This is a genomic window from Vibrio sp. 10N.222.55.C7, assembly GCF_041473335.1.
GTDB classification, from domain to species: Bacteria; Pseudomonadota; Gammaproteobacteria; order Enterobacterales; family Vibrionaceae; genus Vibrio; species Vibrio crassostreae_C.
Window position 1 is genome coordinate 145,638 of record NZ_JBFRSC010000021.1, and the last position, 22,428, is coordinate 168,065.

A 22,428-nucleotide genomic window follows, 5' to 3' on the forward strand; every position below is an offset into this window, starting at 1 on the left:
AGCTCATTGTCCAGTGAGCAACTTTAGAGCCCCCAAAACGAAAAAAACCGCTCACGTAATCCTGTGTTACAGGTATTAAATGAGCGGTTTCAATATTCTGTTTACCTGTCAGCCGTTAATGACGACTGATGGAGGTTAACATGAGTTTGCATTCGCCTATTTTGCGGCGCTGCCTTCTACAGGAACAACGGAGCTAGCATGCGAGCCTTTAGGTCCACTTTCTACTTCATAGTCGACCTGCTGACCAGCCTTTAAGGTTCGATAACCTTCCATTTGTATTGTGGAGTAGTGCGCGAAAATATCGCCGTCTTCACCTTCTGGACAAATAAAGCCAAACCCTTTGGCATTGTTAAACCATTTTACTGTACCTGTAGCCATGCTATACATCCCTCATGCATTTTGTTACTAACGTTGTTATATCAATTGTTGTAAGTGCGATTGATATCATTCCTACCAGCTAAAGAATTTCAGCTAATAGCTTGAATCTCGTACATTGCTTACGGAAATTAACGCTACCCTGCGTAATTATTCCTTATTGTTAATTTTTGAAGCGTGTTACTGATTTTAATTCATGTTGCAAAAGTGTATTAAAAAACCTTTTAGCTCCAATGTAGCTAATGATTGAGCACAGTCAATAGTAAATTGGTATAAAAGTGATCAATTTTAATAACAAATCACATTCGAGATTAACCGCAAACTATTAACCAAATAGTAACTTAGCGGTAATCTTATCGTTAGTATCAATAGTTATGGCGTCTTTTTAATCAATCACATATGTTAATCTTGTTAATCGAGATCTTTTATTTGCAGCGATGGAAATGGTGGATTAGGCTCAGTATAGAGGAATATTTTTTGGTACTGTTTCTAGGTGCAGTTTCTTAGTACACGGTAAAGCGTGAATGTGGTAAATTTGAGTTAGGTAAACACTCACGACTTCCGAAAAATAACCCTTAGCAAAGCGATATGAGCAGAAACTTTGAATGGGCATCTCCAGGCTCAGATTTACTGGAGAAAGAAGCAACAAAAGTAAAGCCACCGGCGATGTATAACGTTGTGTTGAATAACGATGACTACACGCCCATGGACTTTGTAATCGAGATCCTAGAGCGATTCTTCTCACTAGATATCGAAAAAGCAACGGAAGTGATGCTCAAGGTTCATTATGAAGGTAAAGCTATATGCGGCACATACAGTGCTGAAATAGCGGAAACAAAGGTAGCGCAGGTCACGATGTACTCAAAGGAAAATGAGCATCCGCTACTATGTACAATGGAGCAAGTATAAATTGCTCGAACAACACTGTTGTTCCCTTAGGAGGTACTTATGCTAAATAAAGAATTAGAGACGAGTTTAAATGGCGCATTTGCTCGTGCGCGAGACAAGCGACATGAATTCATGACTGTCGAACACCTCCTACTAGCATTATTAGAAAATGATGCGGCCAAGGAAGCGCTCCAAGCTTGTCAGGCTGATCTCGATGCTCTTCGCAATGAGCTCGATATTTTTATCGATCAAACGACCCCACTTATCCCTGAAAGCGACGAAACTCGCGAAACTCAGCCTACGTTGAGCTTCCAACGAGTACTTCAACGCGCTGTTTTTCATGTTCAATCTTCAGGTCGCAGCGAAGTAACAGGTGCTAACGTACTTGTGGCTATTTTTAGTGAGCAAGAATCTCACGCGGCATATCTTCTCAAGAAAAACGACATTAGTCGCTTAGATATTGTTAACTTCATCTCACACGGTATTACCAAAGCGAGCAACGAAGGCGACAGTCCTTCATCATCCGATTCATTTGGTGGTGCAGAAAATGCTGAAGAAGCTAACTCTGAAGACCGTTTAGAAAATTTTGCTACTAACCTTAACGAAGTCGCAAAGCAGGGCAATATTGACCCACTAATCGGTCGTGACAAAGAGCTAGAACGCACTATCCAAGTTCTGTGTCGTCGTCGTAAGAACAACCCTCTGTTAGTGGGTGAAGCGGGGGTAGGTAAAACTGCCATCGCGGAAGGTCTTGCATGGCGCATCGTTGAAGGACAAGTGCCTGAAATCATTCAGAGCAGCGTAATTTATTCTCTAGATATCGGTTCACTGTTAGCCGGAACCAAATATCGTGGTGACTTTGAGAAACGTTTTAAAGCGATTCTTAAGCAACTGGAGAAAGAAGAAGACGCGATTCTGTTCATCGATGAGATCCACACCATTATCGGTGCCGGGGCTGCATCGGGTGGTCAGGTTGATGCGGCAAACTTAATTAAACCACTACTAAGCAGTGGCAAATTACGTTGCATCGGTTCAACAACGTACCAAGAGTACAGCAGTATTTTTGAGAAGGAGCGTGCTTTAGCTCGTCGCTTCCAGAAAATAGATATTATTGAACCATCGCTAGACGATACGACCAAGATCCTGATTGGCTTGAAGCCAAAATACGAAGCTCACCACGAAGTGCGCTACACCAACAAAGCGTTGCGTGCCGCTGTGGAACTGTCAGCTAAATACATTAATGAACGCCACCTTCCTGATAAGGCCATTGACGTAATCGATGAAGCGGGCGCTCGTAGTCGTTTGGCACCTGCAAGCCGTCGTAAGAAAACGGTAAGCGTGGCTGATATTGAGTCAATGGTTGCGAAAATGGCGCGTATTCCTGAAAAGTCAGTATCGTCTTCAGACAAAGATACACTCCAGAAACTGGATGAGCGCATGAAAATGTTGGTATTCGGACAAGACCCTGCAATCGATGTATTGAGTGAAGCGATTAAGCTGACCCGTGCTGGATTGGGTGCAGACAATAAACCTGTTGGTTCATTCTTGTTTGCTGGTCCTACTGGTGTCGGTAAAACAGAGGTGACTGTTCAGCTGTCTAAGTTGATGGGTATTGAGCTTCTGCGCTTTGATATGTCTGAGTACGGTGAGCGACACTCAGTGAGCCGCTTGATTGGTGCGCCTCCTGGTTATGTTGGTTACGACCAAGGTGGTTTGCTAACGGATGCCGTAATCAAGAACCCGCACTCTGTTGTGTTACTGGATGAAATCGAGAAAGCTCACCCAGATATCTTTAACTTGCTACTGCAGGTAATGGATAACGGCACGCTAACTGACAACAATGGTCGCAAAGCGGACTTCCGTAATGTGATTCTAGTGATGACGACCAACGCAGGTGTGGCTGAAACCGAGAAGAAATCGATCGGCCTGATCCAACAAGATCATGCGCCAGATGCGATGGGCGAAATCAAGAAGGTATTTACTCCTGAGTTCCGTAACCGTCTTGATAATATCATTTGGTTCAACAGCCTTGACCCAAGTGTGATTAGCCAAGTAGTTGATAAGTTCATTGTCGAGCTTCAGGTTCAACTGGACGCTCGTGGCGTGTCTTTAGAGGTTTCTGAGGATGCTCGTCACTGGTTAGCTGATAAAGGCTATGACAAGACCATGGGTGCTCGTCCAATGGGACGTGTTATTCAAGAGAAGCTTAAGAAACCACTTGCTAACGAGTTACTGTTCGGTAGCTTGGTTGATGGCGGTACGGTTAAAGTATCCCTGAAAAAAGACGAATTGGATTTCATCTATGTTGGTGCTAAAGAAGAGGTCATGCACTAACGAAGTGATTGATAAATCAAAGGCTTAAATATAAAACGCATGACTTAGGTTGTGCGTTTTTTTATGCTTGCGAGATGCGAGATGCGAGATGCGAGATGCGAGATGCGAGATGCGAGATGCGAGATTGATGTGCTTGTGTAGTAAAAAGCTCAGGCAATAAAAAACGGAGCCTTAAGCTCCGCTTCTTATTGTATTCGCTAATTAAAAATTAACGAGCACGGAAGACGATGCGGCCTTTAGAAAGGTCGTATGGAGTCATCTCAACAGTTACTTTATCACCAGTAAGAATACGGATGTAGTTCTTACGCATTTTACCAGAGATGTGTGCTGTCACTACGTGACCGTTTTCAAGCTCAACACGGAACATTGTGTTTGGTAGAGTATCAAGGACAGTGCCTTGCATCTCGATTACGTCTTCTTTAGCCATCTAATCCTCTTTCGAAATTTGGCGGTTTTCAACGGCTTGATTGTGCCGTTAAAATCAAAATATGTAAAGTTGTCGCGTATTCTACCCTTGCCACCGCTGATTTACTAGCCTTTGATGACGTTGAAATCGTACTTTATAGTTCATCGCAGGGCATTCATCGATTTGATAACCCAAATATAACCATTGTTTTTGTTCTTTCTGGGCATGTTGGATCTGAAATAGAACGCCAAGTGTTCCCATCGAAATGTCTATATCAGGAGCGAAGAAGGTATAAAACGCGCTCGTACAGTGAGCCATGATGTCGGTTACGGCGATACCAACCAACTTGTTCTCATCATAGATGTGCATGAACTTTGTAGTAAGCCACTCATTTTTAGAGAATTGTAGAAACTCTTCTTTCTTGGGTGGGTACATGGTTCCCGAACGGTGACGAGCGGTGATATAGCGACTGTATAAGTCAAACCAGTTGTCATCCATCTCATCTTTCAGTTCCCAACGTAGTGATTTTCCTTTGTTAAGGATCCGTCGTTGGCTTTTGGAAAGCTTAACCTCAGGAATTGAAAGCCGAATCGCTTGGCATGCTGAGCAATTATCGCAATGTGGCTTATAAATGGTTGAACCACTGCGGCGAAATCCATTCGCAAGCAGAACTTCATAGTTATCTGAGGTGTGCATGTGTTCGTCAAGCGTGACCGCCACTCTCTCTTCGAAGTGAGGTAAGTAGCTGCAAGCGTGATTGTCTGTTAATCCAATTCTGATTTGTTGTAAATCTGGATTCATTAAGGCATTTCCTTTAGCCATTGGGTTTTAAAGCATGCATCGTCAACGGAGAACTCTTTGAGTAATTGCAGAGAGCCTAGGAATTCATCCCTATCAACCTCGATAGCGCCCAAGGATTCCAAGTGAGGGTTCATGACTTGGCAATCAATCAGTTGTCCGCCGAATCGGGTAAAGTGTTTACAAAAGTACCACAGCGCAATTTTAGAGGCATTGGTCTTTAGGCTGAACATCGATTCACCGCAAAAGACTTGGCCTCTTTGTAAGCCGTAAAGTCCACCGATCAGTTCATCATCTTGCCAAACCTCAACCGAGTGGCAGAAACCTAATGAAGCGAGTTTGCGGTAGGCTGACTGCATGTCGCTGTTTAGCCAGGTTTCTTCTTCGGGTCTTAGTGAAGAGCAATAACCAATTACTCTGTCCGTCGCTTGGTTGATGCTGACTCGGTAATTGTGCTTTCTTTGAAACTTTTTAAGACTTTTTGACGGTTCGAATGTCTTAGGATTAAATACCGCTCGCGGTGCAGGGCTCCACCAAAGTATAGGCTCACCTGGGCCATACCATGGAAATATACCTTGGCTATAAGCGTTTAAAATTCGCATTGGTGATAAATCACCACCGAAGGCGAGCAGACCGTTGGGGTCATCAAGCGCGTCGAAAGGCGAAGGAAACTCTATACTAGTAGTATCAAGTTCGGTTAGGTATATAGTCATAAGTACCGCATTACAGATTAATCACTGACCAAGAGGTCTTTAGGAGTTTTACCATGAAGAAGTTGCTTTGGATTTTACTTGTTTTGCCCATGTTGGCAAATGCAGCTTACAACAGAAACCAAGCTCGACCAGTAAACGAGGTGGTTTATGGTGAGATTGATACGGTCAGATACATCACTCAGCAAGAGATCGTTGAGTCGAAAGCGAATGGTTGGGAAACCTTGTTAGGTGCGGCGATTGGTGGCTTGATTGGTAACCAGTTTGGCGGCGGCACTGGTAAAGAAGTGGCGACAGCTGTAGGTGCAGTAGCAGGTGCGGGTATTGCTCGTAACCGAGGTAACACACAATATAAAGTAGAGTACAAACTGGTCGAGTTATTGGTCAAAACCAAAGACGACAAGTTGGTCAACATTATCCAAGATGTCGATAACTCGATGCTGTTCAACCGAGGCGATGATGTACGAATTCTCTATTTTTCAGATGGTGTTCGAGTCGATCTCGTGTACTAGTATATAAATACGATTGATTGGCTAATTAATCACCGGTTTGGGCCGGATTAGCTCTGGAGTTCGTTGGAAAAGTTCGTTAGTCTGCAAGTACGAAGAATTATTCATCACCCGAAAATAAATACGCACCAGTGACTTCGGGTGGTACAAGGACTATAAGATTTAATGGAAAGCCTTACGTTACAACCAATTCAAAAAGTGAACGGGGAAGTTAACCTACCTGGTTCAAAAAGCGTTTCCAACCGTGCACTTCTTTTGGCTGCACTTTCTACGGGAACCACTCGCCTAACAAACTTGCTAGACAGTGATGATATTCGTCATATGTTGAATGCATTGACTCAGTTAGGTGTTGATTATCAGTTGTCTGCAGACAAAACCGTTTGTGAAGTGACAGGTGTTGGTGGTGCATTCTCAAGTGACAAAGCCCTAGAGCTTTTCTTAGGTAACGCGGGTACGGCGATGCGTCCGTTGGCGGCTGCACTATGTTTAGGTCGCGGTGAATACGTTCTTACTGGTGAGCCTCGCATGAAAGAGCGCCCAATTGGCCACTTAGTAACAGCACTACGAGAAGCCGGTGCCGACGTTGAATATTTAGAGAACGAAAACTACCCGCCATTGAAGATCACAGGTACCGGTTTGAAGAGCGGTACGGTTTCTATCGACGGTTCGATCTCTAGTCAATTTTTGACGGCATTTTTGATGGCTGCGCCTTTAGCTGAAGGTGAAGTGACCATTAAAATTGACGGTGAATTGGTTTCTAAACCTTACATCGATATTACGCTGCACATCATGAAGCAATTTGGTGTGGACGTGATCAATAATGATTACCAAGAGTTTGTGATTCCTACCGGGCAATCTTACTCGGCACCGGGTGATTTCTTGGTTGAAGGTGATGCATCATCTGCGTCATATTTCCTTGCAGCCGCTGCTATCAAAGGTGGTGAGATTAAGGTCACTGGTATTGGTAAAAACAGTATCCAAGGTGATATCCAATTCGCTGATGCGCTTGAGAAAATGGGTGCGGAAATCGAATGGGGTGACGACTACGTTATTTCTCGTTGTGGCGAGCTGAAAGGCATTGATATGGACTATAACCATATCCCAGATGCTGCGATGACTATCGCGACAACCGCATTGTTTGCGAAAGGCACAACGGCAATCCGTAATGTCTACAACTGGCGTGTGAAAGAGACAGACCGCTTGGCTGCAATGGCAACAGAGCTACGCAAAGTCGGCGCTGAAGTGGAAGAGGGTGAAGATTACATTATTGTTAACCCTGTGGCTGAACTGACTCATGCGGCGATTGATACTTACGATGATCACCGTATGGCGATGTGTTTCTCGCTGGTTGCTTTGAGCGATACGCCTGTGACGATTAATGATCCAGGTTGTACGTCAAAGACATTCCCTGATTATTTCGACAAGCTGAAAATGCTAAGTCTATAAAAATGCTTAGTATGTAAAGGTTTAGGAACAAAAAAGCTTGCCTAAGTGGCAAGCTTTTTAATTATTGCTGAATTGTAAATTCTTTCGAAAGGTGGTGCGCTAAGTATTTAAACATGTTAAATACCGCGGTTGTATTCTCTGTCGGCATTCCATTGCTGTCTAAGAAGTATTCACCTTTGAAGACGAGTACATCGTCTTTTTCTACTACGCTGTTTGCGCGCATGCCTTCAATGTAGTCATCATGTGATTGGATAATTTGGTTTGCGATAAGCAGTAAATCAAATTCTGCTATTACTTTCTTTGTCATGAGTTTATCTCTGATAACTGAATATAACGTTGAGTTTATGGTGTCGAACTAGAAATTCAATGATTTCACAACCGATTAAGAGAGTCTTTTCAAACATCCACAATTTATTTTGTGATTTACGGCAAAAATAATTGAATGGGGCTCGCGTTAGATTCGCGGACAAGCTTAGTATGAGCCCGTTTAGACGTAATGCCTGATGAATAGGCTCTTGCAAGTATTCTTAGTGAGTACTTTATAGCTTCTTTATATTGTGACCCTTTTATCTATGAGTCGTCGAATTGTCGAGCGATCAGATCCAATTTTGAAAAAAGCGGTTGATCTTCTAGTAATCTCGCACAATAGTAAAAAAAGAAGCAATGAATTTAGAATATCATGCGTAAAAGCCCACAAGCTAAATTGTTGGTGCTGAAGCATCGTGATTAAGGACGTTAGAGTCAATATGGGTAAATCGCTCGTTATAGTGGAGTCGCCAGCCAAGGCTAAAACTATCAATAAATATCTTGGCAAAGACTTTGTCGTTAAGTCGAGTGTAGGTCACGTACGTGATTTACCAACGGCAGGTCAAAGTACTGGTCAAAAGGCTGCTGCAGTTTCAACCAAGGGTATGAGCCCAGAAGACAAAGCTCGTATCAAAAAAGAAAAAGATCGCAAAGCTCTTATCAAAAAGATGGGTATCAACCCATATAAAGAGTGGGAAGCGAACTATCAAATCCTACCTGGTAAAGAGAAAGTCGTCGCTGAATTGCAAAAACTGGCTGAGAACGCAGACCATGTTTATCTCGCAACCGATTTGGACCGCGAAGGAGAAGCTATCGCATGGCACCTTCGTGAGATCATCGGTGGCGATGAAACGCGATACAAGCGAGTGGTTTTTAACGAAATCACCAAGAATGCTATTCAACAAGCTTTCGAAACTCCAGGTGAGCTAAATATTGATGGCGTAAACGCACAACAAGCACGACGTTTTATGGACCGTGTTGTTGGCTTTATGGTGTCACCTCTGCTTTGGAAAAAAGTAGCACGAGGCCTGTCCGCTGGCCGTGTTCAATCAGTAGCGGTAAAACTACTGGTAGAGCGTGAGCGCGAGATCAACGCCTTTATCCCTGAAGAGTTCTGGGATGTGCATGCTGATACTAAAACAGCAGAGAAAACCGACTTTAGACTGCAAGTTGCACAGAAAGACGGTGTTGCGTTTAAACCTGAAAATGAAGCGCAAACACAAGCTGCTGTTAGCGTTTTAGAAAAAGCGCAATACGAAGTATGTAAACGTGAAGACCGCCCAACAAAGAGTAAGCCGTCTGCACCTTACATCACGTCGACGCTGCAACAAGCGGCGAGTACGCGTCTTGGTTATGGCGTAAAGAAAACCATGATGCTGGCTCAACGCCTGTATGAAGCGGGTTACATCACTTATATGCGTACTGACTCAACCAACTTGAGTTCAGAAGCTGTAGAAGCCGCTCGTGAATACATTGGTTCTGAGTACGGCGCGCAATACCTTCCACCTAAAGCACTTGCATACGGCAGCAAAGAGGGCGCTCAAGAGGCCCACGAAGCGATTCGTCCTTCAAGTGTAGATGTTAAGTCGGAAGATCTAAACGGCGTAGACGCAGACGCACACAAGCTTTACTCGCTAATTTGGAATCAATTCGTAGCGTGTCAAATGACGCCAGCTCAATACGATTCAACGACAGTAAGCGTTAAAGCAGATGAGTACACGTTGAAAGCGAAAGGTCGTATCCTTAAATTTGATGGTTGGACTCGTGTTCAGCGTCCAATGGGCAAGAACGAAGATACGATCCTTCCAGCAGTACAGATCGGCGATAAGCTTGATCTGATTGCGCTAGACCCTAAACAGCACTTCACTAAGCCACCGGCTCGTTTCACTGAAGCGGCGCTAGTTAAAGAGCTTGAGAAGCGTGGTATTGGTCGTCCTTCAACATACGCATCAATCATCTCAACGATTCAAGATCGCGGTTATGTAAAAGTTGAACAGCGTCGTTTCTATGCTGAGAAGATGGGTGAAATTGTTACTGACCGTCTAGATGGCAGCTTCAATGACCTAATGAACTACGACTTCACTGCTCGTATGGAGCAGAAGTTGGACCAAATCGCAGAAGGCGAAGCAAGCTGGAAAGGCGTGCTAGATAACTTCTTCGAAGACTTTACTGGCGATTTGGAAAAAGCAGACTTAGACGAAGATGCGGGTGGCATGAAGCCAAACCACATCGTAGAAACTGATATCGAGTGTCCGACTTGTGGTCGTAAGATGGGTATCCGTACTGCTTCGACAGGCGTATTCCTTGGCTGTTCTGGCTATGCACTTCCACCAAAAGAGCGTTGTAAGACAACAATCAACCTTGGTGATGAAGAAGGCATTATCAACGTGCTTGAAGAAGACGTTGAAACAGCAGCACTTCGAGCTAAAAAGCGTTGTCCTATTTGTGAAACGGCAATGGATGCCTATCTAATCGATGATAAGCGTAAGATGCACGTATGTGGTAACAACCCGAACTGTGAAGGTTATGTGGTTGAGCACGGCGAATTTAAAGTGAAAGGCTACGATGGTCCACTTGTTGAGTGTGACAAGTGTGGTTCTGACATGGTTCTGAAGAACGGTCGTTTTGGTAAATACATGGACTGTACGAGTGAAGATTGTAAGAACACTCGTAAGATTCTGAAAAATGGCGAAGTTGCGCCACCAAAAGAAGACCCGGTGCATTTCCCTGAACTTCCGTGTGAAAATTCAGACGCGTACTTTGTTCTTCGTGATGGTGCTTCTGGTCTATTTATGGCTGCGAGCAACTTCCCTAAATCACGTGAAACACGTGCACCATTAGTGGAAGAGCTGGTTCGTTTTAAAGACCGTATCTCACCTAAGTTCCAATACCTAGCATCAGCGCCAGTTGCTGACCCTGATGGTAAGCCGACAGTGGTTCGTTTTAGTCGTAAGACCAAAGAAAACTACGTGCGTACTGAAGTAGATGGAAAACCGTCCGGTTGGACTGCGTTGTACATCGACGGTAAGTGGGAAGTTACGGATAAGCGTAAAAAGCCTAAAGAGAAATAACTGAACGTTATTGATGAAAAAGCAGCCTAATGGCTGCTTTTTTTGATCTCAATATGACTAAATATGCAACTTGTTGAGCTGGTGTTTCGTCTGCGAGAATTTATTAAATTCACATCGTAAAATAAATAATGGCAATTAATCAGATTTTCTTATGCAACTTTAACGAGAATGTAACTTAATTAAAATATTGTAACTCACAGATCAGCGTTTAGTTGTATACCTGATGTGTGTCGGGTGTTAATGTAATGTTTCGTCTGGACGGTGTAATGTGAGCTGCTTTAAGTCTTGGGAAAGCAATCAGCTTACGTACCACAGAATGGCGTATTAAAAATTGAATTCGGCCGAAAAGTCGATAACGTATATAAAACCAAGTGCAAAGAATAGTGCACACATAACAACGTTTGGCTTAGGATATTGTCACTGTATGTGAATGGATATTCGCTAAATACCGAAATAAGTGTTGGTGCTCATCCCCCAGAGGAAGATACCTCTACGAGTACTAACATCGACAAGCTATAGATATATGGAGAATAAAATGGCTGGTGTATTGGGAATGATTCTTGCTGGTGGTGAAGGCTCTCGCTTAAGACCTTTAACTGAATCTCGCAGCAAACCCTCGGTTCCTTTCGGTGGTAGTTACCGCTTAATTGATTTCGCTTTGAACAACTTCGTTAATGCTGATCTAATGAAGATCTACGTATTAACACAATTTAAGTCACAGTCACTGTTCCACCATATGAAAAAAGGCTGGAATATCAGTGGCATAACAGACCGTTTTATCGACCCAATTCCTGCGCAAATGCGTAAAGGAAAGCGTTGGTATGAAGGCACAGCAGATGCGATCTACCAAAACATGGGCTTTATGGAGTTGGAAGAACCTGATCAAGTATGTATTTTTGGTTCAGACCATATCTATAAGATGGACATCAAACAGATGCTTGATTTCCATAAAGAGAAGAAAGCGGCTCTAACAGTATCAGCATTGCGCATGCCGCTTGCTGAAGCATCAGAATTCGGTGTTATTGAGGTTGATGCTGACGGCCGTATGATTGGCTTTGAAGAGAAACCTGCAAATCCGAAGTCGATCCCGGGCGATCCAGAATCAGCGCTCGTTTCAATGGGCAACTACGTGTTCGAAGCGAAAGAGCTTTTTGCCGAACTAACGGAAGATGCTGATAGAGAAGGTTCGACACACGATTTCGGCAAAGACATTATTCCAAACATGTTCCCACGTGGTGATGTGTTTGTTTATGATTTCAGCACCAACCGTATTACTGGTGAGAAAGAAGAAGTTTACTGGCGCGATGTAGGTACGATTGACGCGTACTGGCAAGCGCACATGGACCTTCTTAAGAAAGATGCGCCATTCTCGCTATACAACCGTAAATGGCCTCTACACACTTATTACCCGCCACTACCACCAGCTACGTTTACTGATTCGGCAAATGGTCGAATTCAGATCATTGATAGCCTTGTGTGTAGCGGTAGTTATGTACGTGGTTCGCGTATTGAAAAGAGTGTACTGGGCTTCCGCAGCAATATCGCATCAGCGTGTGATATTAGCGAAAGTATCTTACTCGGTGATGTAAAAGTGGGTGAGGGTTGTATCTTGCGCCGCGTTATCATTGATAAAGACGCAGATATCGCACCGGGTACACAGATTGGTGTAAATCTGACAGAAGACAAAAAGCATTACCACGTATCTGACGATGGTGTCGTAGTGATTTCTAAAGGAGCACGAGTTGGTTACTAAGACTCTCTCGGTACTTTTTGTAGCGTCTGAAGTTGAAGGCTTGATTAAAAGTGGTGGCTTGGCTGATGTAGCCAAGGCACTGCCGAAAGCGTTGCAAACACTCGAACAGGACGTTCGAGTGACTATCCCCGCATATAGAAACATTCCAAACATTGATTCAGCAGAAGTTATTTTATCGACTGAACTCGATCATTGGCCTCATACGGCTTATCAAGTTAAAAAACTGAGCGTAGAAGGCGTTCCTGTTTTTGGTATTGAATGTGCCAAGTATTTCGACCGCCCGGAAATGTACGCAGAAAACAATCAAGCTTATGCTGATAACGGAGAGCGCTTCTCGTTCTTTAGTGCAGCCTGTCTTGATATGCTTCCTAAGCTTGGTTTCCAACCGGATATCATTCATGCAAATGACTGGCATACTGGTTTCGTTCCTTTCTTGCTTAAATCGCGTTATCAACAACACGATTTCTTTGAAAATACGCGCAGTGTTATTTCGATTCACAATGCGGTTTTCAAAGGTGTGTTCGCCTACGATGAACTTCAATTCCTGCCAGAGATGCACCGTTACCATGCGCCTGAAGCTTCAGTGAGTGACACTCATGTCACTATGCTAAGAGCTGGAGTGATGTGTGCGGATAAAGTGAACGCAGTAAGTCCTACCTATGCAGAAGAGTTGAAAACGGAATTAGGTAGCCACGGTATGGCTGCAGAATTCCAACACAGATCTGCTGATCTGTTCGGCATTTTGAATGGGTGTGATTATGGGGCTTGGAATCCGGAAACTGATGCTTTCCTTCCTCGTAAATACAAAGCGACCAAGCACAGCATGGCTCGCGGAAAATCAGCTTGTAAGCAAAAACTGCAACAAGATGTAGGTTTACCCGTTGCCGATTGCGCGGTTTATGGCATGGTTTGTCGCTTGACGAATCAAAAAGGTGTTCATTACTTACTGCCTATCATCGAACAGTTTTTGAAAAATGATCTTCAGATCGTGATTGTCGGTACTGGCGATCCGGTTTTGGCGAGTCAATTGAAAGAGCTATCAGCGCTTCACTCAGATAAGTTCTCGTTCGTAGAAGCGTACAATAATGAACTTGCGCACTTGGTTGAAGCAGGCTCTGATTTCTTCTTGATGCCTTCGGAATTTGAACCGTGTGGCTTAAACCAAATCTACAGCATGGCTTACGGTACTTTGCCGATTGTTCGTTCTGTGGGAGGTTTAAAAGACAGCGTGAATGATTACGATGAAGATCCTGAAGTCGCGACTGGGTTTGCTTTTGAAGAGCCAACACCGCAGGCGTTATTGATTGTGTTACATCGTTCATTACTGCTTTATGCACAAAACCCATCTGAAATTAAGCGTGCTCAGCTTTATGCGATGCAGCAAGATTTTAGTTGGGAAGATGCGGCTAAAGAATACCTAGCTATGTATCATTCAGCATTTTAACTTGTTGACTTAGCTTTAAAATTAGCGGGCGGGCAACAACAGCTCGTAATAAATGAAGGCGCTCTAATTGTTGAGTGCCTTTTTGTTTCCTGGTCAGAGCACATCACGTTTACGAAGACAAAGCTTGCAAACTCATTTTTGTCAGGTAGAAAAGGTGAGGTAGGTATTCACATGACTAATGATATGTTTGACACTATTATCACTTAAAGTTCTTAATAGCGTGGTATCCTTAGTCATCGCCTCGTGATGAGGCATAGCTCCATTCCAATAATTAAAGCGATAGGTATGTCTGAGAGTTTACTATTTCATAAAACATTTACTCACCCTACGAGCGATGAGTGGGTTGTATTTGTGCATGGCGCAGGAGGCAGTTCCTCCATCTGGTTCAAGCAGATCAAAGCGTATAAACAGCATTTCAACTTACTTCTCATTGATCTGAGAGGGCACGGTAAATCAGACAATATACTTAAAGGGCTGATTTCGAATCGTTATACGTTCAAATCGGTGACGCTTGATATTCTTAAAGTGTTAGACCATCTTAAGATCCGTTCTGCACATTTCGTTGGCATGTCTTTGGGCACGATTATTGTGCGTAACGTTGCCGAACTGGCGGCTGGCCGTGTACGTTCAATGGTACTGGGTGGCGCTGTCACCAAGCTAAACACTCGCTCTCAAGTGTTAATCAAGTTGGGTAACCTCAGCAAGCACATCATTCCTTACATGTGGTTATACAGCCTTTTTGCTTATGTTGTGATGCCACAAAAAAGCCAAAAAGAGTCTCGTCACCTTTTTATCCGCGAAGCCAAAAAACTGTGCCAGAAAGAATTTAAACGCTGGTTTATCTTAACGGCTGATGTAAACCCCTTGATGAAATATTTTAAAGATAGAGAGCTACCAATACCGACTCTTTATTTGATGGGTGAACGTGACTACATGTTTATTAAGCCTGTAAAAGAAATGGTTGCAGCGCATGAATCGAGTGAGCTAGTAGAAATCCCGAATTGTGGACACGTGTGTAACGTGGAAAACCCTGAAGAGTTTAATCAGCGTTCGATTGCGTTTATTCAAAAACAAATTCAGTGATTTTCTAGGCGTGAAATCAAAGATGATGAGTTAATCGAATTGAAATAAAAACGGGAAGCTAACTTTAGCTTCCCGTTTTTAATTGGAGGAGGTATCTGACCGAATCGTTCTATCAGGTCACTGAAACCCTGCTATTCAGGTGAGGCAGCACCGCACTGCCAGCAAGAGCCGAATTGCGCTTCGTTGACTTCATGACACTCACCACAACGCCACTCTTCATAGATGATCGAATCTTGCTGCTTTTGGTAGTCATTGACGAGCATGCGAGCTTTACTGGCCAATTCTGGCTCATATAACCATACGTAAGGGTCAGTTTCTTCAGTGAATGGGATTTCCCCCTTTAATCCGAACAACCCCTCACCTCGGACTTCACAGGCAATATTCTCGCTTTCTAACAATCCACAGATGATATGAGCTTCTGTCGGATTCGATGCACTGAAGATTTTCATTGAAATAGAACCTTATTCGGCTATCTGTGTTATTTAGATATTATAAACTATTCTGCTATATACATTATTCAGCTACGGGTGCTGAGCGAAACTTACCCATCAACCATTTAGCCACTATTGGGAATATCCCCAATAATGCAAATGACAATAGTACTGAAGGGGAGACGATGCCCGAAAGTGAATCAATTTCTGCGAGCTGAGTACCAGCATTCAAGAAAACCGCCGTCCCCGGTAACATCCCGATTTGACTCGTAATGTAGTAACGACTCACTGACATCGGTGTTAGACCCATCAATAGGTTGATAAGGAAAAATGGAAATACAGGAATCAGACGCAGAGAAAACAGGTAAAATGCGCCGTCTTTTTCAACCCCCTTGTTAATCGTCGCCAATTTGTCACCAAACTTGGTTTGAATCCAGTCACGCAACAGGTAACGGCTACTTAAGAAAGCTAAGGTCGCACCGATCGCACTTGCGAAAGATACCAGTAGCAAGCTGTTCCAGAAGCCGAATAGCGCGGCCCCTAATAAGGTTACAACAGCGGCACCAGGAATGGAGAAAGCCGTAATCATGACATACGCGATAAAATAGATAGCGGCAGCCGCAATAAAGTTGCTGTCAATGTAGTCATTTAACACAGCTTGTTGGGCCTTAGCATTTTCAAGCGTTAAGTACTGGCCGAAATTGATGCCTAACAAGACGATGGTTACGACCAACACAATACCCAATATCATTTTCTTACTCATTGATACTTCCTCTAAATTTTCAATGCATACCGATAGTATAGATAGACAGGCAAAGCATAGATTAACTTTCACCAGATATAAAAAAAGCCGCAGTAAATGCGGCTTAGTTATGTATATAGATTGCACTGACAATGTTAATTGACGCGATTGATAAGCTCTTCACGACGCTGCTGCGGTATAACAGACCAATGTGTGCCATTGATCGCGCCTTCTAGCGCCCAAAGTAGTTCAATACTAACAGAAGACGCATGTGATTCTTTGATGGCGTTAAATGCGTTTACAGAGCCAGATTCATATAAACGTTCTACAGAATCGATCCCTGCCTTTTTCAACATACGCTCGGTAGCGAGTCGAAGATTAGGCAGATCTTTGAGTCGGGTCGGCTTAGCAGAAGACTGCTCAGCTTTTTCTTCTTTAGCAAAACCTAGAGACGTGGTTGCAAGCTGCAAGATTTTCTCTTGGTCTTGCCAGAGGCCTTCAGGTAAAGCGAAATATTTAGTAACGACAGGGAACCCACGTTTTTTGTAGACGTACGGTTGAAACCCTTGTTGTTCGAATTGTTTAGTTGTGCCTTTGTCTGCGCGTATGTGCAACTGGTCATTTACAACCAGAGCAAACATAGTGTCATCAGCAAAAAGACCGAAGCCACCAAACATTGAGCGTGATTTTATTTTTCCTAGGGACTCAAATAACTTCATCGAGTCCTTTAGTATCGGTTTATCCATGTTATTTATCTCGGTGTATTTGAACTACGCCACCAAATAAGCAGGTCCGAGAGATTAGCAAAATGTTGCAATTAAATTGTCAATAAGCCGTAAATTACTAAATTATTAGTAGTTACTGCATTTTGCCATCGGTAACCCCGCTACCATACCAACGAGTGGTTTAGGCCGGAAGCTTTGCGTCTCACTCTTTCGAGTGGTTTGCCCTGTGCGTGACTGATTGAATAGAATAAAGTTTTTGTTGAATGAAGCTCACACTTGATATTTCAAAATGTGATACTGCTTCAATTAATGATCTTTCCGTTGTGCATCTGGGTTCATTATAGTTGCTGATAAAAAAAGCGCACCTAAAGGTGCGCTTGATGAAATTAAACTCGAATTATCAATTAATTTAACGTCTTAACTGTACTTCGTTCAACAATTTCAGGGTGCATTTCGAAGACGCGTTTTTCGTGGTCTTTGTCTTTGATGCGCTCCAATAGAATTTCGAATGCATTCTTACCAACACGACGTTTTGGTTGGTGAACTGTCGTTAACGGCGGAGAGAAGTATTCAGCGAGTTCGATGTTGTCGTAACCGATCACTGAGATATCTTCAGGAATGCGGATGCCTTTTTCTTGCAGTCGGCTCATTAAGCCGAGTGCCATTGTGTCGTTAAAGCAGAATACCGCCGTTGGACGATCTTCCATCTCAACGATTTGTTCTGCAGCAAGAACAGCCGTATCACACTCGAAGTTGCCTTCGATGATCATATTGTCATCGGCAGAAATTTTAGCTTCGTTAAGTGCGCGCTTGTAACCGGCAATACGTTCAACACATGCTGCTTTGTCTAAGTGGCCACTTAAACATGCAATCTTAGAGTGACCGCGTTCAATAAGGTATTTGGTCGCTAGGTAGCCACCTTCTTCAGAGTTATCGATGATCTTATCAGCTTGAGAACTCTCTGGGCCCCAGTCCATAATAACTTTAGGGATGTCAGCGTGACGGTCTAACATCTCTCTTAGTTCTTCAGTTAGGTCAGAACACATAACTAAGATGCCATCTACACGTTTCTCTGCAAGCATTCGAATGTAGTCACGTTGCTTCTCATAGATACCGCCCGTATTACACAGGATCAAAGTGTAACCTTGACGGTAGCAGTAGCTCTCAACACCATCGATAACTTCAGAGAAGAATAGATTAGTTGATTGAGTCACTAGCATGCCGATGGTGCGTGTTGTATTACACTTCAAGCTACGAGCAACAGCACTTGGTGCATAGTTCAGTTCATCTACGGCTTTGTTTACTTTTTCTTGCGTTGCTTCTGCAACAAAGCGAGTTTTATTGATTACGTGAGAAACGGTTGTTGTTGATACGCCGGCTAAGCGAGCGACATCTTTTATAGTGGCCATGGTTTTATCCTATTAGAAGCTACTTTCCCAAAGTACGGAATAAAGTAGCCGTTAAGCTACCTAACTAAGAGCTTAAATTTGTAGGGCTCTTTGGGTACTAAAAGTGCTAAAAAACAAAAAACCGCTATTGAGCGGCTTGTCTTAACACCGAAATGCTCAAAACTATAATAAGCATAGCATTTCGTGAATGTTTCATATTTTATCGTTTGCGGTCACAATTTTAGACTGACTAGAAATTACTCGCAATAAAATTCACCCGGAAATCCGGGTGAATTGTCACATTCTTCTGAATTTATTTAACGAGTCATCCAATAAGCTATTCACCAGCTAAATATTGAGTGTCTAATTGACAGAATGCGAGTAGCAACGATGAGACGGAGGCGTAGAAACCGAATTCATCAACGTCATGACATTTCACGTTGAACTTTGGTAACCAAGTCAGCAGTTGTTGTTCGATAAACTGCTGTTGAGCGGCAAATGAATTCTCTAGTTCTTCTTCAATATTCGTTTCGTTTGAACGAATGATCAAGTTACCAAGGAAATCGAGTTCGATAGCAATGTGGTCTGCTGGCTCTTTTAGATCTTGGTTCACAACTAAGTTGTGCTTAGCCATGATCTCTTCCATATCTTTTGCTGGCTTATCATTCAAAAGGCCAGTTTCGCCGATATACATTGAAGCGTAAGGAAGAGCGCCGTGCTTATCTGTCTTTAAGAAAAGATCGCAAAAGTCTGCAGACAGTTCTAGCTGAGCATCTTCACGAGTTTGTAGGCGGTTCAGCGCATCCACTAACTTATCAATCGCTGGCTTTAGTGTCTCATTTTCGCCTAAACCAGTTAGGAAAGAACGAATTTCAACAGAGTGGTAGTGATCGAGTTCTTCTTGAGTGAGCTCTTTGGCAAATAAGCTTGATAGCCACCAGTATATTTCTGCTCTTTGCTCGTTGAACGCTTTCGTATCTTTCATTTGTTAGATCCTGACTTAGTCTTGTGATGTTGCTTATATGCATCTTGAAGTCACTTGGGCATAAGCACACCAAGGCTGAATAACAAGGTTATTTGCGAAACGCAAAGTTACTCGTTAGTAGTAATGCCTATATTGAATTGCGATGGACGATAAATAGCAAGGTTTAAGATTGTCTTGTATCAAAAAAAATCCATGTTTCTGGCTTTTATCTTCTGTACCACTAGAATTGTTACTAGTTATGAATAGAATAGTCACTGAAACTATTAAATAAGAAAAGTGGTGTAGATGAGCTATCACGTATTAGTCGTAGAAGATGATGTGGTAACCCGCAGTAAACTGGTTGGATACTTCCAGAACGAGGGTTACACAGTGAGCGAAGCAGAAAGCGGCGCTCAAATGAGAAACGTGTTAGAAGAAAACAATGTTGACCTCATTATGCTAGACATCAACTTACCAGGCGAAGATGGATTGATGCTAACTCGCGAATTACGCAGTCAATCAGACATTGGAATTATTTTAGTTACTGGACGCACGGATAGCATCGACAAGATCGTAGGCCTTGAAATGGGCGCTGACGATTACGTTACTAAACCCTTCGAACTTCGCGAGTTATTAGTTCGAGTTAAAAACCTACTTTGGCGTATCTCTGCTGCTCGTAAAACAGCAGCGGGCGCTGTAGAAGAAACATCAGATGAGTCTGTGGTTCGTTTTGGTGAGTGGACATTTGATATCCCTCGTCGTGCGTTAAGCAAGAACGGCGAACCAGTGAAACTGACCAAAGCAGAATACGAACTGCTAGTGGCTTTGTCTTCTTGCCCTAATCAAGTATTAAGCCGCGAACGTATTTTGAATATGATTAGCCACCGAGTGGACGCGCCTAATGACCGTACTATCGACGTGCTGATTCGTCGTATGCGTGCAAAAATGGAGTTCGATCCTAAGAACCCACAAATCTTTGTGACGGTTCACGGTGAAGGTTACATGTTCGCTGGTGATTGATTTCCTTCGGGAGTGATTAATTAACAACGACATTTAAACGTAAAAAGCCGAGACATCATTGATGTCTCGGCTTTTTTATTACTCAGCTTTTACTGTTAACAACCAGAGAATCTACAAATACTTGGCGACTCTGTATGCTTAAGATGAGTTTAAAGATTCAATGGGCTTATTGAGGCTGAGCCGCGGAAACTTCACCGTCATCTTCAATTAAGCTGGAAGCTTCTGGAATAACAGGCTCTTCAACAATGTCATTGCTTGTATCTAGCCAATCACGCAGGCTTTGCCAAACCAATCCCATGGTTTCGTGCCAGTAACGCTCAGTCTGCTCAAGGTATAGCGCTTTCGGCATGTACTTTTCCCACGGCTCAACTATACCTTCTTGTGCAAGGTAGTTAGTTGGTGCCGGCAGTGGTTTCATTCCAGCAGCATTGAATTCGTTCAGTGCGCGAGTCATATGGCTCGCTGAAGTCACCAACACCATTCTTTTATTCTTAACGAACGCAGCGGCTTGGCGGGCTTCTTCCCAAGTGTCTTTTGCGGTTTCAAGCAGAATGATGTCGGGCTTTGCTACGCCAAGTGCTAAAGCCACTTTAGCCATCATTCTTGCGTTACTTACTTCAGTGCCTGCGCCATAGCCAGACAAAATGAGTTTTGCACCAGGGTAGAGGCGTAGAATACGAATCCCTTCACTTAAACGCATCAGGCCGGTGCGGCTAAGTTCTGATGTCGGTGGAATTTGGTCGTCTACGACGTGACCACTTCCAAGAACCATCACGTAATCGACGGTTTCATCGACAGGTAAAAATGCGGTGTGTTGCCTTTCCATTGGCATTAAAAGTTGACTAGAAACTGGCTGGAAAGCGATTAGGAAAATACCACATAGGGCTGAGAGGGTGATTAGGCAACCAGTCTTCCTTTTGGTAGTAAACATCACTAGGGCTAAACCCAGAAAAGCGAGAATTAACATTGCTGGCAGTGGCATCAATAGCGAAGACACTACTTTTTTCAGCTCAAACATATCCGAATAGTCCGAAAAAACATCACTTAGTAGTAAAAAGAGACATCGCCTCTTTATTCCTGAAATTCCTGTGACAGAATAGCAGGCACGATAGGACATAATAACTCAAGTAGCCGTGACTGAAGACCGTAATTTCGACGATATTGCCCACAAATTTGCAAAAAATATTTACGGCTCTGACAAAGGAGAGATCCGTCAGATCATCGTATGGGAAGATTTAGAACAAGCTTTGAGCAAGTTTGAGCAATCAGCTTCGCCGCTGCATGTGCTTGATGCTGGAGGCGGCCTTGCGCAGATGTCGCAAAAAATTGCGTCGCTTGGGCATAACGTTTCTCTGTGTGATCTCTCTTCTGAAATGCTGAAGCTCGCCGAAGAAAGTATCAGCGAAGCGGGTTTGCTAGAGCAATATCGATTTATTCATTCACCGGTACAAAAAGTCGCAGAACATCTCGATGAGAAAGTCGATTTTGTGATGTTTCATGCCGTAATGGAATGGTTAGCCGATCCTAAAGAGGCGCTTGATTTATTGCTTGAACAAGTTAAGCCAGGTGGTGTTGCCTCGATAATGTTTTACAACCACCACGGATTAGTCCTGAAAAATGTGATTTGTGGCAACATTCCTCATGTATTGAATGGGATGCCACATCGAAAACGGTTTAAGCTGCAACCACAAAAAGGCTTGAAGCCGGAAGAGGTTTATCAATGGATAGAAGACGCTGGTCTAGAAATCTGTGGTAAATCAGGCATTCGCTCTTTCAGTGACTACATAGGTAATATGGAGTACATGGGCGATTACCAATTTGAAGATGTATTGGAACTGGAAAAACAGCTATGTCGCCAAGAGCCATATCTGTCACTAGGCCGTTATATTCACGTTTGGGCTCAAAAACCTGCGCAATAACAGCGGTGAATGTGGTAAAAGAAGCCACAACATGCGCTATGCAATCGTAAGAAGCCCGCGTCATAAAGAAATAGGCGTCATATCTAATACATTCGATATGACGAAGAACAGTAACA

At 43.3% G+C, this 22,428-nt stretch carries 21 protein-coding genes and 1 riboswitch; of the genes, 10 read left to right on the forward strand and 11 right to left on the reverse strand.

Going from position 1 to position 22,428, the window contains the following annotated elements; translation table 11 throughout:
- Positions 1–156: 156 nt before the first annotated feature.
- The gene (cspD, locus tag AB4482_RS07975; RefSeq protein WP_004736548.1) at positions 157–378 is read right to left on the reverse strand and encodes a cold shock domain-containing protein CspD; all 222 of its coding nucleotides are present in this window, start codon (positions 376–378) and stop codon (positions 157–159) included.
- Between the two features lie 585 nt (positions 379–963).
- Between cspD and clpS the strand changes: the two genes are divergently transcribed.
- The gene (clpS, locus tag AB4482_RS07980; RefSeq protein ID WP_004737430.1) at positions 964–1,284 is read left to right on the forward strand and encodes an ATP-dependent Clp protease adapter ClpS; all 321 of its coding nucleotides are present in this window, start codon (positions 964–966) and stop codon (positions 1,282–1,284) included.
- Positions 1,285–1,323: 39 nt separating this feature from the next.
- Positions 1,324–3,597 carry an ATP-dependent Clp protease ATP-binding subunit ClpA gene (clpA, locus tag AB4482_RS07985; protein ID WP_017062108.1) on the forward strand — a complete coding sequence of 758 codons (2,274 nt, stop codon included), beginning with the start codon at positions 1,324–1,326 and terminating at the stop codon, positions 3,595–3,597.
- A 208-nt stretch (positions 3,598–3,805) separates the two neighbouring features.
- On the opposite strand, the gene infA is transcribed toward clpA, so the two are convergent.
- The 3 genes from infA to aat form a co-directional block, all read right to left on the reverse strand.
- Positions 3,806–4,024, reverse strand: a complete 219-nt coding sequence (gene infA / locus AB4482_RS07990) for a translation initiation factor IF-1 (protein WP_001040192.1) — start codon at positions 4,022–4,024, stop codon at positions 3,806–3,808.
- Positions 4,025–4,105: 81 nt separating this feature from the next.
- Entirely contained in the window at positions 4,106–4,804 is a 699-nt protein-coding gene (locus AB4482_RS07995) for an arginyltransferase (protein ID WP_017062107.1), read from the reverse strand.
- The gene (gene aat, locus AB4482_RS08000; RefSeq protein WP_017063504.1) at positions 4,804–5,514 is read right to left on the reverse strand and encodes a leucyl/phenylalanyl-tRNA--protein transferase; all 711 of its coding nucleotides are present in this window, start codon (positions 5,512–5,514) and stop codon (positions 4,804–4,806) included. The genes AB4482_RS07995 and aat overlap by 1 nt, the downstream gene beginning before the upstream one ends.
- A gap of 53 nt (positions 5,515–5,567) precedes the next feature.
- Between aat and AB4482_RS08005 the strand changes: the two genes are divergently transcribed.
- Together AB4482_RS08005 and aroA are read left to right on the forward strand one after the other, a co-directional pair.
- A complete protein-coding gene (locus AB4482_RS08005; RefSeq protein WP_004736438.1) occupies positions 5,568–6,023 on the forward strand; it encodes a glycine zipper 2TM domain-containing protein in 456 nt (151 codons plus the stop codon).
- Between the two features lie 162 nt (positions 6,024–6,185).
- The gene (aroA, locus tag AB4482_RS08010) at positions 6,186–7,466 is read left to right on the forward strand and encodes a 3-phosphoshikimate 1-carboxyvinyltransferase (protein WP_017062105.1); all 1,281 of its coding nucleotides are present in this window, start codon (positions 6,186–6,188) and stop codon (positions 7,464–7,466) included.
- A gap of 61 nt (positions 7,467–7,527) precedes the next feature.
- Here aroA and AB4482_RS08015 read toward each other — a convergent pair whose 3' ends face one another.
- Positions 7,528–7,773, reverse strand: coding sequence for a YciN family protein (locus tag AB4482_RS08015; protein ID WP_017062104.1), 246 nt, complete (start codon positions 7,771–7,773; stop codon positions 7,528–7,530).
- 439 nt (positions 7,774–8,212) lie between these two features.
- Here AB4482_RS08015 and topA point away from each other — a divergent pair, with 439 nt between their 5' ends.
- From topA to AB4482_RS08035, 4 genes are all read left to right on the forward strand, one after another.
- A complete protein-coding gene (gene topA / locus AB4482_RS08020) occupies positions 8,213–10,843 on the forward strand; it encodes a type I DNA topoisomerase (RefSeq protein WP_136982376.1) in 2,631 nt (876 codons plus the stop codon).
- Between the two features lie 523 nt (positions 10,844–11,366).
- On the forward strand, positions 11,367–12,596 hold the full coding sequence (gene glgC, locus AB4482_RS08025; RefSeq protein ID WP_080582251.1) for a glucose-1-phosphate adenylyltransferase: 1,230 nt from the start codon (positions 11,367–11,369) through the stop codon (positions 12,594–12,596).
- The gene (gene glgA / locus AB4482_RS08030) at positions 12,586–14,040 is read left to right on the forward strand and encodes a glycogen synthase GlgA (protein ID WP_136982375.1); all 1,455 of its coding nucleotides are present in this window, start codon (positions 12,586–12,588) and stop codon (positions 14,038–14,040) included. Before glgC ends, glgA begins: the two co-directional genes overlap by 11 nt.
- Before the next feature lie 285 nt (positions 14,041–14,325).
- Positions 14,326–15,123: an alpha/beta fold hydrolase gene (locus AB4482_RS08035; protein ID WP_017062100.1), complete on the forward strand. Its 798-nt coding sequence runs from the start codon at positions 14,326–14,328 to the stop codon at positions 15,121–15,123.
- A 131-nt stretch (positions 15,124–15,254) separates the two neighbouring features.
- Here the strand turns inward: AB4482_RS08035 and AB4482_RS08040 are convergent, their stop codons facing one another.
- From AB4482_RS08040 to torD, 5 genes are all read right to left on the reverse strand, one after another.
- Entirely contained in the window at positions 15,255–15,572 is a 318-nt protein-coding gene (locus AB4482_RS08040; protein ID WP_017062099.1) for a DUF2007 domain-containing protein, read from the reverse strand.
- A 64-nt stretch (positions 15,573–15,636) separates the two neighbouring features.
- Complete coding sequence (locus AB4482_RS08045; protein ID WP_052879034.1) at positions 15,637–16,317, reverse strand: TVP38/TMEM64 family protein; 681 nt, start codon at positions 16,315–16,317, stop codon at positions 15,637–15,639.
- A 134-nt stretch (positions 16,318–16,451) separates the two neighbouring features.
- Entirely contained in the window at positions 16,452–17,042 is a 591-nt protein-coding gene (locus AB4482_RS08050) for a TfoX/Sxy family DNA transformation protein (protein WP_019820997.1), read from the reverse strand.
- A 127-nt stretch (positions 17,043–17,169) separates the two neighbouring features.
- Positions 17,170–17,255, reverse strand: a riboswitch (cyclic di-GMP riboswitch).
- Positions 17,256–17,425: 170 nt separating this feature from the next.
- Positions 17,426–18,430, reverse strand: coding sequence for an HTH-type transcriptional repressor PurR (gene purR, locus AB4482_RS08055; protein WP_017063507.1), 1,005 nt, complete (start codon positions 18,428–18,430; stop codon positions 17,426–17,428).
- 316 nt (positions 18,431–18,746) lie between these two features.
- Positions 18,747–19,394 carry a molecular chaperone TorD gene (torD, locus tag AB4482_RS08060; protein WP_017062095.1) on the reverse strand — a complete coding sequence of 216 codons (648 nt, stop codon included), beginning with the start codon at positions 19,392–19,394 and terminating at the stop codon, positions 18,747–18,749.
- Between the two features lie 285 nt (positions 19,395–19,679).
- Here torD and torR point away from each other — a divergent pair, with 285 nt between their 5' ends.
- Complete coding sequence (gene torR / locus AB4482_RS08065) at positions 19,680–20,393, forward strand: two-component system response regulator TorR (protein WP_372180771.1); 714 nt, start codon at positions 19,680–19,682, stop codon at positions 20,391–20,393.
- A gap of 166 nt (positions 20,394–20,559) precedes the next feature.
- On the opposite strand, the gene elyC is transcribed toward torR, so the two are convergent.
- Entirely contained in the window at positions 20,560–21,411 is an 852-nt protein-coding gene (elyC, locus tag AB4482_RS08070) for an envelope biogenesis factor ElyC (RefSeq protein WP_102332487.1), read from the reverse strand.
- A gap of 115 nt (positions 21,412–21,526) precedes the next feature.
- Between elyC and cmoM the strand changes: the two genes are divergently transcribed.
- Positions 21,527–22,312, forward strand: coding sequence for a tRNA uridine 5-oxyacetic acid(34) methyltransferase CmoM (cmoM, locus tag AB4482_RS08075; protein WP_017063509.1), 786 nt, complete (start codon positions 21,527–21,529; stop codon positions 22,310–22,312).
- Positions 22,313–22,428: the final 116 nt, after the last annotated feature.